This window comes from Aeromonas lacus, from assembly GCF_000764665.1.
Taxonomy (GTDB): domain Bacteria; phylum Pseudomonadota; class Gammaproteobacteria; order Enterobacterales; family Aeromonadaceae; genus Aeromonas; species Aeromonas lacus.
Genome location: NZ_JRGM01000130.1, coordinates 107865 through 120941, shown reverse-complemented (window position 1 = coordinate 120941; position 13077 = coordinate 107865). Strand labels below are relative to the sequence as shown.

The following is a 13077-nucleotide window of genomic DNA, read 5'->3' as shown; positions in this document are numbered from 1 at the left end:
TTGTGCAACGGGCAAGCTGAATAGACCCTTAAAAAGGTCAGGATTTGTGGTTAAAACTTGATAATTATCTCTTGCGATTCGGCCCCGACATCCTCGTTCTGGGCATCATAAACCCGCAGCCGGGCCTGATGGATCTGGTGAGCACGAAGGAAACCCTCAGCTTGTTCCAGCGAGGTGAAGGTGAGGCGCCCTCCCTCGCTGTCGGTCAGGCAGAGGCACTCCCCTTCCGCTTCGATGCATAGTTGATAACCGCTGCCATCCTTGCAGGCGATCAGCAGGCTCGACTCAGGATAGTGACTGAGCCAATTGCGAAACCGGCCATGCTCCATAACGCTCCCAAAGGGGCATTACCCCTTGCCGGTGGCGGGCAAACAGCCCAGCTCAACCAGCTGCTGGCGGCAACTCGCCGCGTCGGTGAAGACCATGCCCCTGATGCCAAGGGCCTCTGCCGCCGCTACGTTGGCGGGGTTGTCATCGATGAAGATGCACTCTGCCGGCTTGAGATCGAACGACACCAGCAGGTAGCGATAGATATCCGGCTCCGGCTTCATCATCCGCACCCGCGCCGAGACCACCTTGCCGCTGAAAAAACGCCAGAAATCCTGATGCTGCTCCAGCCAGTCGATGCTGGCGTGCCCCATGTTGGAGAGGGCATAGAGCGAATGGCCCGCTCCGTGCAGCTCGGCCATCAAGGTTAGCATAGCGGGATCTGGCAGCTGCGAAGGAGGCACCGCCTGCAAAATCGCCAGGTTTTCTGCGGCGCTCAGGCCGGTTCTACTCTCTGCCTGACGAGCCATGGTGTGCAGTGACATGGTGCCTCTGTCCACCTCCAGCCAGTCCTGATGATTGAACAGCCGCTCCGCCAGCTGAGCAGCCCCTTCTGGGCCACGCACCGAGCTCACTATGCCGACCGGATCCCAACTCACCACCACCCGTCCCAAATCGAAAACAATCGCCATCGCAACCTCCTGCAGCTCTGAATCGCGGGCAAACATTCAGCTTCATATAAAGCCGTTTATACGCCTGCCACTTGACCGGATACCCTGCCCCCATCTCGCGGTGCGGGCAAGTTTTACTTGCATCACAGCGGCAAATCCCTTAATGGTTATGACGTTACTTCAAGGACACAGTTATGCACGCACCATTCTTCTTTGCTTTCTCGTCTATCCGGCCCGCTTGAGGGAAGGCCTGTCGTCGTGTGAACAGAAAGCAAAGACGAATCAAGCCTCCCCTCGCGGAGGCTTTTTTTTGCATCAATATCAATCGATTAATTGGATAGGGAACCATCATGGCAACGCTCGACGAGATCAGACAAGACATCACCCGGTTGGATCAGGAGCTGCTTGCCCTGCTGGCAAAACGCAAGACCCTCAGCATCGAGGTAGCCCGAGCCAAGCAAGCCAACCCACGCCCCATCCGTGACCACCAGCGCGAGCAGGAGCTGCTGGTCGCCCTGATCCAGCAAGGACGCGTGCTGGGGCTGGATGCCCAGTACATCACCCGCATCTACCACACCATCATCGAGGACTCGGTGCTCTCCCAGCAGGCCTATCTGCAGAGCCTGCTCAACCCGGAGCAACAGGAGCCGATGACCAGCGTCGCCTATCTGGGGCCACGCGGTTCCTACTCCAGCCTGGCCGCCCGCAAATATCTGGCGCGCTACAAGGATCAGGTGATCGAGGTGAACTGCCAGAACTTCCGCGAAGTGCTGGATGCGGTGGAGTCGGGTCGCGCCGCCTTTGGCGTGCTGCCCATCGAGAACACCAGCTCGGGCTCCATCAACGAAGTCTATGACGTGATGCAGCACACCAGCCTCTCCATCGTCGGCGAGCTCACCTACCCCATCGAACACTGCATTCTCACCGCCGTACCGACCGAGCTTGGCCGCATCAAAACCTTCTATGCCCATCCGCAGGTGTTCCAGCAGTGCTCCCACTACCTGAGCAAGCTGGAAGGGGCGCGCCACGAGATCTGCGACTCTTCCTCCAGCGCCATGATGAAGGTGAAGGAACTGGCCAGCCCGGAGGCCGCGGCCATCGGCAGCGCTGCCGGTGGTGAACTGTATGGTCTGGACGTGCTGGCCGAGCAGCTGGCCAACCAGAAAGAGAACTACAGCCGCTTTATCGTGGTGGCGCGCAAGCCCATCGACGTGGCGCAGCAAATCCCGGCCAAGACCACCCTCATCATGTCCACCTCCCAGAAACCGGGTTCGCTGGTCGAGGCGCTGCTGGTGCTGCGCAGCCACGAGATCAACATGACCAAGCTCGAATCCCGTCCGGTGCAGGGCAACCCGTGGGAAGAGATGTTCTACCTCGACGTCTCCGCCAACCTGCAAACCCCGGCGATGCAGGCCGCGCTGGTGGAGCTGACCAAGATCACCCGCTATATCAAGGTGCTGGGCTGCTACCCGAGCGAGGATGTCAAACCGACCGCAGTGCCGCCGGTACTGATGGGCAAATAATCCAGCCAATCGGCAAGAGGCGGGCATGATGCCCGCCTCTGTTTTTTTGCCACCAGCCACACCTGAAGCGCTGAACAGGCTGTAGCCAGGTGCCAGAACTCACCACCACGGGCTATTTATTGTCCAGAAAAACTAAATGACAGCCCACTATCATCAAGCAAAAATTGACGACACAGCCCGCTAAAAAGGCCCTTGCTACGGCTAAATTGCCTGCCCAGAGCCATTTTTTCCCTGCCGGGCCCCGGATATTCACTCTTGCGGATAACAAAAAGGCGAGCCGCTGGCTCGCCTTGAACACACCGCTTTCGACCGGTTCACATCAGAACTGACCAGCCATCAGCTGGTTGATGTTGTAGAGGGCGCGGGTATCGAGCTCCATCTCGGTGGCATAGGTGTTGCCGCGCGGATAGGAAGCGACCACCCGGGCACCACGCACCACGCCAGCCACCGACACATCCAGCGAGTTGGAGGTCTGGGTCAGGTCACGATAGCTGCTCTGGCCGCGCACCTGCTGACCATTGAGCTGCTCGGCCAGCTCGCGATAGGCATCCATCTTGGAAGCGCGAATGGCTTGCAGCATCTTCTCCGACTGGGAGGGGCCGGGCTGAATGTCGATCACCGCATAGCCCACCGCCTTGAGCACCGGAAAATCATCGGGCTTGCCACCCTGGGTGTAGTCCATCACCCGGTTGTAGCTGCAACCGGTGAGCAAGAGAGCCAGCAGGCAACCAAACAACATCTTCATGACTCGCTCCTTATGGGGTCAGGTTGACCAGATGACCACCCGGTCGGGCCTGACTGTCACGCATCAGATAACCGCGGTTGATCGATGCCCGACCAAACGAGTTGTTGGCACCGAACAGATATTTCTGCGGGATCAGGCTCTGGGCCGTGGTCTCGACCATCTTGGTACGCATGTCAATGATGCGGGCGTTGACCAGGATCCCCTTGCTGTTGCGACTGAAGGTGCCGACCAGAATGCGCGAGATGGGCAGACGGGGAGAGAGCTCCTTGTAGTTGCGGCTCAGCACAAAATCCCCCTGCGGCGTCACCTTGATGCTGCCGGTCAGCTTGAAGTCCACCACCACCTCACCGCGGCGGTTGAGCTCGTAGATAAAGCTCTCCTCAATCTGCTGCCCCATCCAGTTGGTATCCTGCAGGGTATCGAGATCGACAAAAGAGGCTACCGCGATGGGATCGGTCAGGGTGGAAAGCGATTTGCGCTCCATCAGCTGATCGGTCATACGCGCTACCAGCCAGTTGAGCTCCATCCCCTGCGCCGCCTGACGCGGATCACCCTGATCCCGATTGATAGGGTCGGAGCCGCAGCCAGCCAATACCAGAGCGAGCGCCAACGCCGTGATGAATTTGTTCATGGATACCTTTCCTGTATCTGCACCTGATCTGTTATCGGACGCGTCGGCCAAACCTTGAGCCGGGAATGAGGCATGATTCTTGCTGAAAGCTTCGCTGTTGAGCCAATCTCTGGCGGATGGTCAGAAAAACGCCATCGAACAACTGTTGTGATCCATGTCGGCCCGCAATGCCCTCTTCAAGAGAAGAGGCTGCGAGTCGCCTAATCAAGGTATCTGCTATGAAATTACCGCTGCTGTTGACCCTGCTGCTGGCCAGCCTGAGCGCCCGCGCCGAGCTTATCGAAGCGCAGGGCAGTGCCGCCATTCTGGGGGGGGATGAAGTCTACGCCCGTGAACAGGCGACTCGCGATGCCCTGCGTCAGGCGCTGCTGGCCAGTGGTGCCGCCGTCTCCAGCGTCCAGCGGCTGGAAAATGGCAGCCTGCAATCCGAGCAGATCCAGATCCGCTCCGGCGGTGACATTCGCCAGTACCGCCTCAAACGGGAAGAGGTACGCAATGGCCGCATGTACATCACCCTGGTGGCCGACATTCAGGCCGAACGCCAGATCTGCCAGACCCAACACTTCGCCAAGGATTTGACACTGGTCAGGCTACGCCTGCGCTACCCCGATCAGGCCAGCTACGGCGCCATGGACGACATGCCGGAAAATCTCTCGCGCAGGCTGTTCGAAACCCTCGCCAACGCCCAACAAGGGGTGGCGGTGCGCCAGTGGCTGGATGAAAACCTGCGTATCGACCCGCTTCACCTGCAACAGGGGGATCGCAGCGCCCTCGAGGAGATCAAGGCCCTCAGCCTGCGCACCGACAGCCAATATTTGGTGCTCGGCAGCATCGACGATCTCTCCATCGAGCCACAGGGCAACCAGCTGACCAGCTGGTTTCAGGATCCCGTCCGCAATTTTCGCATGCAGCTCTACCTGTTCGACGGCATCAACGGCAGCCTGATCAACCGCAAGGTCTATGAAGGGCGCGCCACCTGGACCTTCGGCAAACGGGATCAGGTTGGCAGCAACAGCGGCCAGTTCTGGCAATCGAGCTACGGTCAGGAGGTCAACTACCAGCTGCAGCAGGCCGCTCAGGATCTGGTGGCCCAGCTCACCTGCGCCCCGGTCACCGCCCGGGTGGTCGGCCAGAACGAACGCGGCCCCTACATCAATCTCGGCCGGCGCAACGGCGTCAAACTCGGCGACCAGTTCCGGATCCAGCACAATGCCGACTTCATCGACCCCTACGGCAAGTCCCGCATGATGCGCAACCCGGCCGACGGCCTGTTCGAGGTGGTGCAGGTATTCGACGACGGCGCCATCATCCGCAGCCAGAACAAATATTCACCGTTCAACATCCAGAACGGGGATTTGGCAGTATTGGAATAGGAATCAAGGGTTTAAAAGGGAGTTGCTTCTTGTATAATGCCCGCCACAAGGCTCCCGTAGCTCAGTAGGATAGAGCGGTCCCCTCCTAAGGGACAGGCCACTGGTTCGACTCCAGTCGGGAGCGCCATATAAAACAAGGGGTTGGCATCGTCATGGTGCCAGCCCCTTGGTCGTTTTTAGCGACAGAAAATCCTTTCTCCCCCATCCGTTATTGCCCTCTGCTTTCCGCATTCTGGGCTTGCACTCTCTCTGATAGACTGGCTCTCTTTGGCTGGGCCCCGAGCCCAAAGCCAGCAGCTTCATCTTGCAAAGGAGTGTTGGATGTCCGGTTGTTCCTGGTGGGATAGATCCACCGGTTTTGCCTTGCTGACCATTGTGCTGTGGGCTTCGCTGGCGGCACTGACGTCGCGTATTGTCAGCGTGTCACCGCTCGTTCTGGTGGGACTGGTGCTGTTTTTCTGCGGGGCCGGGGCATTACCGTTCTGGCGCCAGTGGCGGGCCAGCCCGCTCACCTGGCTGATTACCATCACAGCCCTGCTCTTTTATCATCTGCTGCTTTTTATGAGCTTTCGCCACGCCCCGGTGCTTGAAGCCAACCTCATCAACTACCTCTGGCCACTCTGCATCATCCTCTTCACCCCGCTGTTGCTGCCAAATCATCCCCTCCACCTTCGCCACATTCTGGCGGGGATCTGCGGTCTGGCTGGCTCCATGCTGGTGATGGTCGATGGCGAGCTGCAACTGCAGCAAGCCTATCTGCCCGGCTATCTGCTGGCGCTGGGTGCAGCCATCATCTGGGGCGCCTACTCGGTACTGTCGCGTCGTCTGCCACCGGCGCCTGCCGTGGTCACGGCCGCAGCCTGTCTGCCCGCCGGCGTGCTGGCTCTGCTGCTCGCCCGTCTGCTGGAGGGGCCTCTGCCGCTGGCACAGATCCCCGCCAGCGACTGGAGCCTCATCATCGGGCTGGCCCTGGGCCCCATGGGGGCGGCCTTCGTTACCTGGTACCTGGCACTGCGAGACGGCGATCCGCGCCGGATCGGCGCCCTTGCCTACCTGACCCCCCTGCTGAGTACCTTGCTGCTGGTGACATTGAACGGAGAGGAGCTGACCTCGCGCCATCTGCTGGCTGGCGCCCTGATCATGGGCGGCGCCCTGATCGGCATGCAGAGCAAAAAAGCGCCTTCAGCTATTTCTACCGCCCGCTAACCCCTGCAGCACTGGCAAAAATCGCTCCGATAAAGATGGTGTCATAAAAACGCCATCACTCCCCGTTAGGCTCAGGCCATGCCCCATGGATGGTCTACAGCTGACAGGAACAACATCGTGAAAATTGCCCACTACGTCACCCTCTCCTCCTTTGTTCTACTGCTGGTCGCGGGAGGCGAGGCGCTGGCGCTCTACCGGGGGTGGCAACAGCTGGCACAGACCGAGCAGACTCAACGACAACATGAGGCGCTGCAACAACAGGTCACGGTCGCGTTGCAAAACAGCCTGCGTGACTACCTCGCTGCAGGCGATCCCCAGCAACTGGCCGCCGCAGAGAAGATCCGCACACAGGTTCTGGTTGCGCTGGCAAATCAGCCACAAGAGATAGCCGCCCCTCTGCAGCATCAGCTGGAGGAGATGGGCAAGCGCATCGAGCACGACTATCAGGCGGCGGGCAAGCTCTCCGGCAACAGCCAGTTGCTGTTGCAAAATGCCGAGAACGAGATCGCCAGTCAGGCGCTGGCTATGCTGCGCTACGGAGAACAGGGTGAAGGCGGGGAACAGGCCGATGCTGCCCGGCAATACCGCTTGGCAGCCTCGGAGATTCTGGCCAGCCTGTCGCAGCTCGGTCACCAGCGCCAAAGCTACATGGAGCAGGGAAGCAGCAAACTGCTTGAAGGGCTCACTCTCGAACTGGAAGGGATGGCGAAGCAGGCGAACCAGCTGCAAGCTCTGCCACTGCTCGGCATCTATGAACAGCCAGCGGCGGACGAATTCACTCTGGGAGAGCCTGAACGCAAGGAGATAGGTGATCAGCCGCGCAGCGAGGTGCAATCACTCATCAAGCGCTATCCACAGGAGCTGGCCAACAGCCGCATGGCGCTGCAGCAACAGCAGGCTGCCCGCCATGCCGTGCAGCAGGATATCAGCCGGATGGTGCAGCTCACCCGCGAGATGGGCGACACGATTGCCAGCGAACGGCAAGCCGTCAACCAGAGACTGGCCACCATACTCGGCACTCTGGCGCTGATCCTGGTGGCGGTAGCCCTCCTTTTTGCGCTGGTGCAGCGCCGCTGGCTGCTTGCCCCCTTGCTGCGCTTGCGTCACGCCTTTCTGCAGCTGGATAACACCGGGCAAGCGGAACCCTTGCCTGCTGCTGGCGAGCGCAACGAGCTGGGAGACATAGTCGCCAGCTACAACCGCCTGATTGGCCGACTGCAACAGGATCAGCAGCAGAAAGCGGGGCAACTCTCGGCGGTTTCAACCAGCCTGCAGGGGATGGTGAGCCAGGTAGAGGAGATCCACCAGAGCACCCGCACCACCGAGCAGGTCGTCGATGAAAGCGGTCAGATGATGGGAGAACTCAATCAGCTGGCTGGCGAGGTGCATCAGGTAGCGGCCGAGATAGCCCGCCATGCCAGCCACAACGAACAGGCCATGAGCCAGAGTGAAGGACTGGTTGGCAGCATGCTGCATGCGACCACCCAGACCGGACTTGCCATCGACGAGAGCGGCGAAGCACTGCAGGCTCTCAAACGCTCGGTCAGCGACGTGACCGCCATCGTCGACGTGATTGGCCACATCGCCCAGCAGACCAACCTGCTGGCCCTCAATGCTGCCATCGAAGCCGCCCGTGCCGGCGAGCAGGGGCGCGGTTTTGCCGTGGTAGCCGATGAGGTGCGCCATCTCTCTGCCAACACCCAGCGCTCGCTCAACCAGATCACCGAGATCCTCGGGCGACTGACCCAGTCAGGCGACCAGCTTGGAACCGTGCTCGACCGCATCACCAGCGAGGCAAACAGCCAGCGCGAGCAGGCCGAGCGACTCCGGGAAACCACCCAGGCCGTGCGGGAGATAGCCCGCAATACCGCAGTGATCGCCCTGCAAGGCGCCGACAATGCCAAAAGTCAGGAGCACAAACTGGCCAGCTTTGCCGACCTGATCGCCCGCATTCATCAGCATGCCAGTCAGGTCAACCAGCTCTCGGTGCAGGTCTCCTCCCACATTCACTATCAGGCCCGCCAGATCCCGCTGATCCTGGGTCAGCCAAATTGAATATTGCGCGCTAACAGCCCCGCCCCTCTCTCGCCTGTCAGCGGGAGAGTTTTTTTGTTGCGCAAAATTATCTGTTACCTGCAGGTTAATATTGACCACAGACAGGCCGTCGCCCTGCTCGCACCCCACCTCATTCTGCAACCCATTGAAAATGGCTCTCATGGCCGCATGACGTGGAATGAGAGCCCTTCGCCTCGACGCAATGAATATTTGCACTCTGTCATACTTTTGAAACTTGGCGGGAACTTTTCATTGATATTTCGCACCGCGAACGTACTCTTGTGATTGTCCGATAGCCAAGAATCGGAACATAAAAACACAAAGAGTGATGAACAGAACTGCAGTGCCACAGATGTGCCAAGACATCGGGGTCGCAGACATCAAACTGAACGATTTTTTGCCCTGCGGGGTTTTGATTGCAATGCCAATACCGAGCGGTAGGCCAGATGCCGACTGCCGGAACAAAAAAGCTAAGTCCATAAAATCAGGAGCAATACAAAATGGAAAAAGTGATCTTCAAGCGCGCCGCGTTGAGTGCCGCTGTGGTAGCCGCTCTGGTAGCACCCGGTATGGCATTGGCAGCTCAGGACATGATGAGCCCAACCTACGGCAAATCCTACGAAGCCTTCGTCAATGATTCCAAGCTGACTGGTGGTATTTTCTACTTCCAGCGTGAACGTGACCGCAAACAGGGCCAAGAAGCCCACTACGATGACGATGGCAAATATGTACCTGCCCAAGATGGCAAGTATCATACCAACCTCAGCCACTCTACTGCACAGGTAGCACTGAACTTCAACTCCGGCTATGCATGGGACATGATCGGTGTTGATGTAGGTGGCTTCGCTGCTGCCAACCTTGCTGTTGACGAAAGCAACGGTGTCAACGAAGAGAACGAGTTCTCCTTCTGGGGCAACAGCTGGTCACAAGGGGATGGTCTCTCCGAAAATGGTGCCAGTCTCTCCAATGCTGCTTTGAAACTGAAATTCCTGGACGGAGCACTGACTGCCAAGGGTGGTTTGACCCAGCTCTATGTTCCGGGCGTAATGGGTGTTAACTGGTCCTATCAGCCAGGTACCTATCGTGGTGGCCAGATTGAAGGCAACTTCGGCGGCCTCTACCTGACCTATGCCATCGCTGACGAGTACAAGGCCCCCTGGTTCAAAGATACCAACGGCTTCTCCAAAGCTGGCAACTACGCCGGTGCTGCTACCCAGTACTCTGATGAAAACCAGATCGACTACATCCACGCCCTGGCTGCTCGCTATACCTTTGAGAATGGCACTGCCGTTACCGGCTCTTTCGGTCAGTCTGAAGGCTACATGGACAGCTACCACTTCAAACTGGCTCACAAGTTTGACGTGCTGGGTGGCCTCACCACCAGTTATCAGTTCTACGGTTCCGAAACTGACAACACTGACTATGACGGTCTTGCATGGCAGCAAGCTCTGACTGCCGCTTGGGCCATGGGTCCTTATGGTTTCCGCCTGGAAGGCTTGTGGACTAAAGCTGAAGGTGACATGGGGAACTACCTGCCCCGTCTGACCAAAGGCTACGGCAACTCCCAGGGTGCCAACGAAATTTGGTGGGACTCCCGCTCAGACTGGAACGAAAACAACGAGAAAGCACTGTTTGCCGGTGTAACTCGCTCTCTGGATGATCTGGTAGGTGCCCCTGGCTGGTCTGTTGGTGTATCCGGTGCCTATGGCTGGGATGCCGAAAATGGCAATAGCACCCGTGTGGATGGCAAAGAGTGGGCAGCCAACTTTGACGTCATGTATACCGTGCAGGATGGCAAGTTGAAAGGCACTCTGTTCAAACTGCACTACACCGATTACAACAACATGCAGGATGAGAAAGGAAACTGGTACTATCCGAACATGTTCCAATCCGAACACGACGTCAAATTCCACATCATCATGCCGTTTACCATCATGTAATCAGGCAATACGATGTCAGCAAACCGGGCCACTTGGCCCGGTTTTCTTTTCCCCGATCAGCAGGTTAACATGCTGACAGACTCCCACTTTCCATCCGTCGCCCCTCTCACAAGGATCTCCCTATGCCCCGATTTGTTCTTGTCACCGGATGTTCCAGCGGGATTGGTCTGGCTGCCGCGCAGGCGCTGGGTCAGCACGGCTTTACCGTGATCGCATCGGCACGCAAGGCAGAGGATGTGGAACGCTTGCAGCAGCAGGGGTTGCTGGCAGTACAGCTGGATCTGGCGGATCCCGCCTCCATCGAACTCGGAGCCAGTGCTGCACTCCATCTTGCTGGAGGTCGCCTCTATGGCCTGTTCAACAACGGCGCTTATGGCCAACCGGGGGCGCTGGAAGATCTGCCCACCGAGGCACTACGCGAGCAGTTCAACACCAACCTGTTTGGCTGGCATCACCTCATTCGTCAGGTGCTGCCCGCCATGCTGGAGGCCAGAGAGGGGCGGATCGTGCAAAACAGCTCGGTGCTGGGGCTGGTCGCCATGAAATATCGCGGCGCCTACAACGCCAGCAAGTTTGCGCTGGAGGGTTACTCGGATACCCTGCGCCTCGAGCTGGCCGGCAGCGGCGTCCATATCAGCCTGATTGAGCCGGGCCCCATCGATACCCGTTTTCGGGCCAATGCCCGCGCCGCCTTTCTGCGCCATATCGACCCGACCAAGAGTCGCCATCAGGCTGCCTACCAGCAGACCCTCAACCGGCTGGAGCGCGAGGGCGGCGCCCGCGGCTTTACCCTGCCAAGCGAAGCCTGTCTGCCACCACTGATCCATGCACTGACCAGCGCTCGCCCCAAAGCGCGCTATCCGGTCACCACCCCGACCAGAATTTTTGCCCTGCTAAGACGGATCCTGCCCACTCGCTGGCTCGACAAGCTATTGGCAAAGTCAGCCTGATCCCTTGCGCTGGCGACGACCTGCGTCGCCTCGCTCAATAGTGCTCGCCATTGCTGTAGTAGGCGCCTTTATCGATGGGGAAAACCTGCACTACCACATAGGTCTGTTCCCCCAACGCCGCCTTCAGATGGTGGGTGATAAGGCCTGCTGCCGCATCCTGAATCTCCTGCGGCCTGGCAAACCAGTGCAGCTCGACAAACGGAAAACCGGACTCCAGCTCACCGTCACGAACCCAATGGCTCTCGACCCGTTCCATGGTGACGAACTCTGGCTTGCCACCGATCAGGGCACAGAGATCCGCAAGCAGTGGCGCGCAGATCTCCTTGAGGGTATCGAGTGAAACGGCACGAAAACGAAGATGGGGCATGGCAAACCTCTTGGCTATCGGAAATGAGCACTTATCATAGAGTCTCCTGCGATGAAAAGAAGTCACCAGCCCGGATAAGGATCACCATGAAATTCCAGCGCTCCCTGTTTGCCTTTCTACTCTGCCTGCTGCTGCCGCTCAGCGCCTTTGCCGATCCCGCCTTCTACAAGATCAGCAAGGGCAACCAGCAACACTGGCTGCTGGGCTCCATTCATGCGGGCAAGCCCTCCCTCTATCCGCTACCAGAAGCTGTCGAACGGGCCTGGCTGCAGAGCCGTGCACTGGTGATGGAAGTCGACATGAACAACATCACGCAAGAGCAGTGGCAAGAGATGGGCTCTCTCACCCGCCTGGTAGATGGCAAGGCACTCAAAGAGCATCTGCCTGCCGAGCTCTACCAGCGCACCCTGATGGCTGGCGCGCGTCTTGGCCTCAATGAAGCTGCGCTCGCCCCGCTGCGCCCCTGGTTTGTTGCCATCACCCTGACGCAGGCCGCCATGGCCCGATCCGACTTCAAGAGCGAGCTCGGGATAGATCAACACTTTGCCGCACTGGCCGCCAAAGAGGGCAAACCCGTGGTGGGCTTCGAGACCCTGCTGGAGCAGCTCGGCTATCTTGCCAGCGTGGGTGACAACCAGACCCTGATGCTCTCCAGCACCCTCGACGAACTGCCAATGCTCGACACCGGCTTCGCCGCCGTGATGAAGGCGTGGCAGCAAGGGGACGAGGCAACGCTTATCAATCTGCTCAAGGAGGAGATGGCACCGCCCGCCCTGCAGAGCTGGATGGAGCAGACCCTGCTGGCCGAACGCAACCACAACTGGCTGGCAAAGTGGCAGACCCTGCCCAACGAGAGCTTTATTGTGGTCGGCGCGCTGCATCTTTACGGCGAGCAGGGACTGCTGGCGCTGCTGGAGCAGCAGGGGTGGCGCGTCACTCTGCTGACCACGCCAACCGTGCTGCAAAGCACCAAACAAGGATTCGAGTGAGATTCATCACAATTTGCAGGTGGTCATAAAACAATCGCATAGGGAGTTGATCGGGATCATCTCCCTGCAGCTAAAGGGGTATTTATGATGCCTGTCATCCACCGGGTGACAGGAGCAATGAAATGGACTTTTGGCTGGATCTGATGTTTGGCAACAGCGTGGGTTTGATGTCGATGATGGTGATTATCGGCACCTTCATCCTGATCAGCTCTTACGCTGCCTACTTCATCTACAAGGTGATGCACTCGCAACCACCCAAAGCAGAGAAGTAACCCCCGCAGGCGGCAGCAACTGGCCGCCTGTTTCGTCTCCGGCGCCCCGGTTTATTCCTCCCCGCGCTATTGAACCGGACGATCGTTT

The 13077-nt window shown here is 58.8% G+C and carries 13 protein-coding genes, 1 tRNA gene and 1 other annotated feature; of the genes, 9 read left to right on the top strand and 5 right to left on the bottom strand.

The features are described from left to right. Positions 1-50 precede the first annotated feature (50 nt). Positions 51-329 carry a DUF6482 family protein gene (locus LG31_RS0109305; protein ID WP_033114194.1) on the bottom strand — a complete coding sequence of 93 codons (279 nt, stop codon included), beginning with the start codon at positions 327-329 and terminating at the stop codon, positions 51-53. Between the two features lie 18 nt (positions 330-347). Next, positions 348-959 (bottom strand): HAD family hydrolase, encoded by a 612-nt coding sequence (locus LG31_RS0109300; RefSeq protein ID WP_033114238.1) that lies wholly within the window; start codon positions 957-959, stop codon positions 348-350. A gap of 169 nt (positions 960-1128) precedes the next feature. After that, positions 1129-1250 (top strand) — a sequence feature (Phe leader region). A gap of 38 nt (positions 1251-1288) precedes the next feature. On the opposite strand from LG31_RS0109300, the gene pheA reads away from it, so the two are divergent. Then, positions 1289-2461 (top strand): prephenate dehydratase, encoded by a 1173-nt coding sequence (pheA, locus tag LG31_RS0109295; RefSeq protein ID WP_033114193.1) that lies wholly within the window; start codon positions 1289-1291, stop codon positions 2459-2461. A 319-nt stretch (positions 2462-2780) separates the two neighbouring features. Here the strand turns inward: pheA and LG31_RS0109290 are convergent, their stop codons facing one another. Both LG31_RS0109290 and LG31_RS0109285 read right to left on the bottom strand, forming a co-directional pair. Next, on the bottom strand, positions 2781-3206 hold the full coding sequence (locus tag LG31_RS0109290; protein WP_033114192.1) for an LPP20 family lipoprotein: 426 nt from the start codon (positions 3204-3206) through the stop codon (positions 2781-2783). Between the two features lie 10 nt (positions 3207-3216). Continuing rightward, positions 3217-3837 (bottom strand): FlgO family outer membrane protein, encoded by a 621-nt coding sequence (locus LG31_RS0109285; RefSeq protein WP_033114191.1) that lies wholly within the window; start codon positions 3835-3837, stop codon positions 3217-3219. A 218-nt stretch (positions 3838-4055) separates the two neighbouring features. Here LG31_RS0109285 and LG31_RS0109280 point away from each other — a divergent pair, with 218 nt between their 5' ends. The 6 genes from LG31_RS0109280 to LG31_RS0109255 all read left to right on the top strand — a co-directional run bounded on the left by LG31_RS0109280 (position 4056) and on the right by LG31_RS0109255 (position 11361). Continuing rightward, complete coding sequence (locus LG31_RS0109280) at positions 4056-5210, top strand: flagella assembly protein FlgT (RefSeq protein ID WP_033114190.1); 1155 nt, start codon at positions 4056-4058, stop codon at positions 5208-5210. A gap of 50 nt (positions 5211-5260) precedes the next feature. Next, positions 5261-5337: transfer RNA gene (locus tag LG31_RS0109275), tRNA-Arg, on the top strand. A gap of 194 nt (positions 5338-5531) precedes the next feature. Then, positions 5532-6416, top strand: coding sequence for a DMT family transporter (locus tag LG31_RS0109270; protein WP_033114189.1), 885 nt, complete (start codon positions 5532-5534; stop codon positions 6414-6416). A 117-nt stretch (positions 6417-6533) separates the two neighbouring features. After that, the gene (locus tag LG31_RS0109265; protein WP_033114188.1) at positions 6534-8471 is read left to right on the top strand and encodes a methyl-accepting chemotaxis protein; all 1938 of its coding nucleotides are present in this window, start codon (positions 6534-6536) and stop codon (positions 8469-8471) included. A gap of 500 nt (positions 8472-8971) precedes the next feature. Beyond that, on the top strand, positions 8972-10411 hold the full coding sequence (locus LG31_RS0109260; protein ID WP_033114187.1) for an OprD family outer membrane porin: 1440 nt from the start codon (positions 8972-8974) through the stop codon (positions 10409-10411). Between the two features lie 122 nt (positions 10412-10533). Next, positions 10534-11361 carry an SDR family oxidoreductase gene (locus tag LG31_RS0109255; protein WP_033114186.1) on the top strand — a complete coding sequence of 276 codons (828 nt, stop codon included), beginning with the start codon at positions 10534-10536 and terminating at the stop codon, positions 11359-11361. 34 nt (positions 11362-11395) lie between these two features. On the opposite strand, the gene LG31_RS0109250 is transcribed toward LG31_RS0109255, so the two are convergent. Further along, positions 11396-11728, bottom strand: coding sequence for a DUF1904 family protein (locus tag LG31_RS0109250; RefSeq protein ID WP_033114185.1), 333 nt, complete (start codon positions 11726-11728; stop codon positions 11396-11398). A gap of 86 nt (positions 11729-11814) precedes the next feature. Here LG31_RS0109250 and LG31_RS0109245 point away from each other — a divergent pair, with 86 nt between their 5' ends. Next, entirely contained in the window at positions 11815-12717 is a 903-nt protein-coding gene (locus tag LG31_RS0109245) for a TraB/GumN family protein (RefSeq protein WP_033114184.1), read from the top strand. A gap of 122 nt (positions 12718-12839) precedes the next feature. Beyond that, positions 12840-12989: a DUF3149 domain-containing protein gene (locus LG31_RS20465; protein WP_071912328.1), complete on the top strand. Its 150-nt coding sequence runs from the start codon at positions 12840-12842 to the stop codon at positions 12987-12989. The last annotated feature ends 88 nt before the right edge of the window (positions 12990-13077 follow it).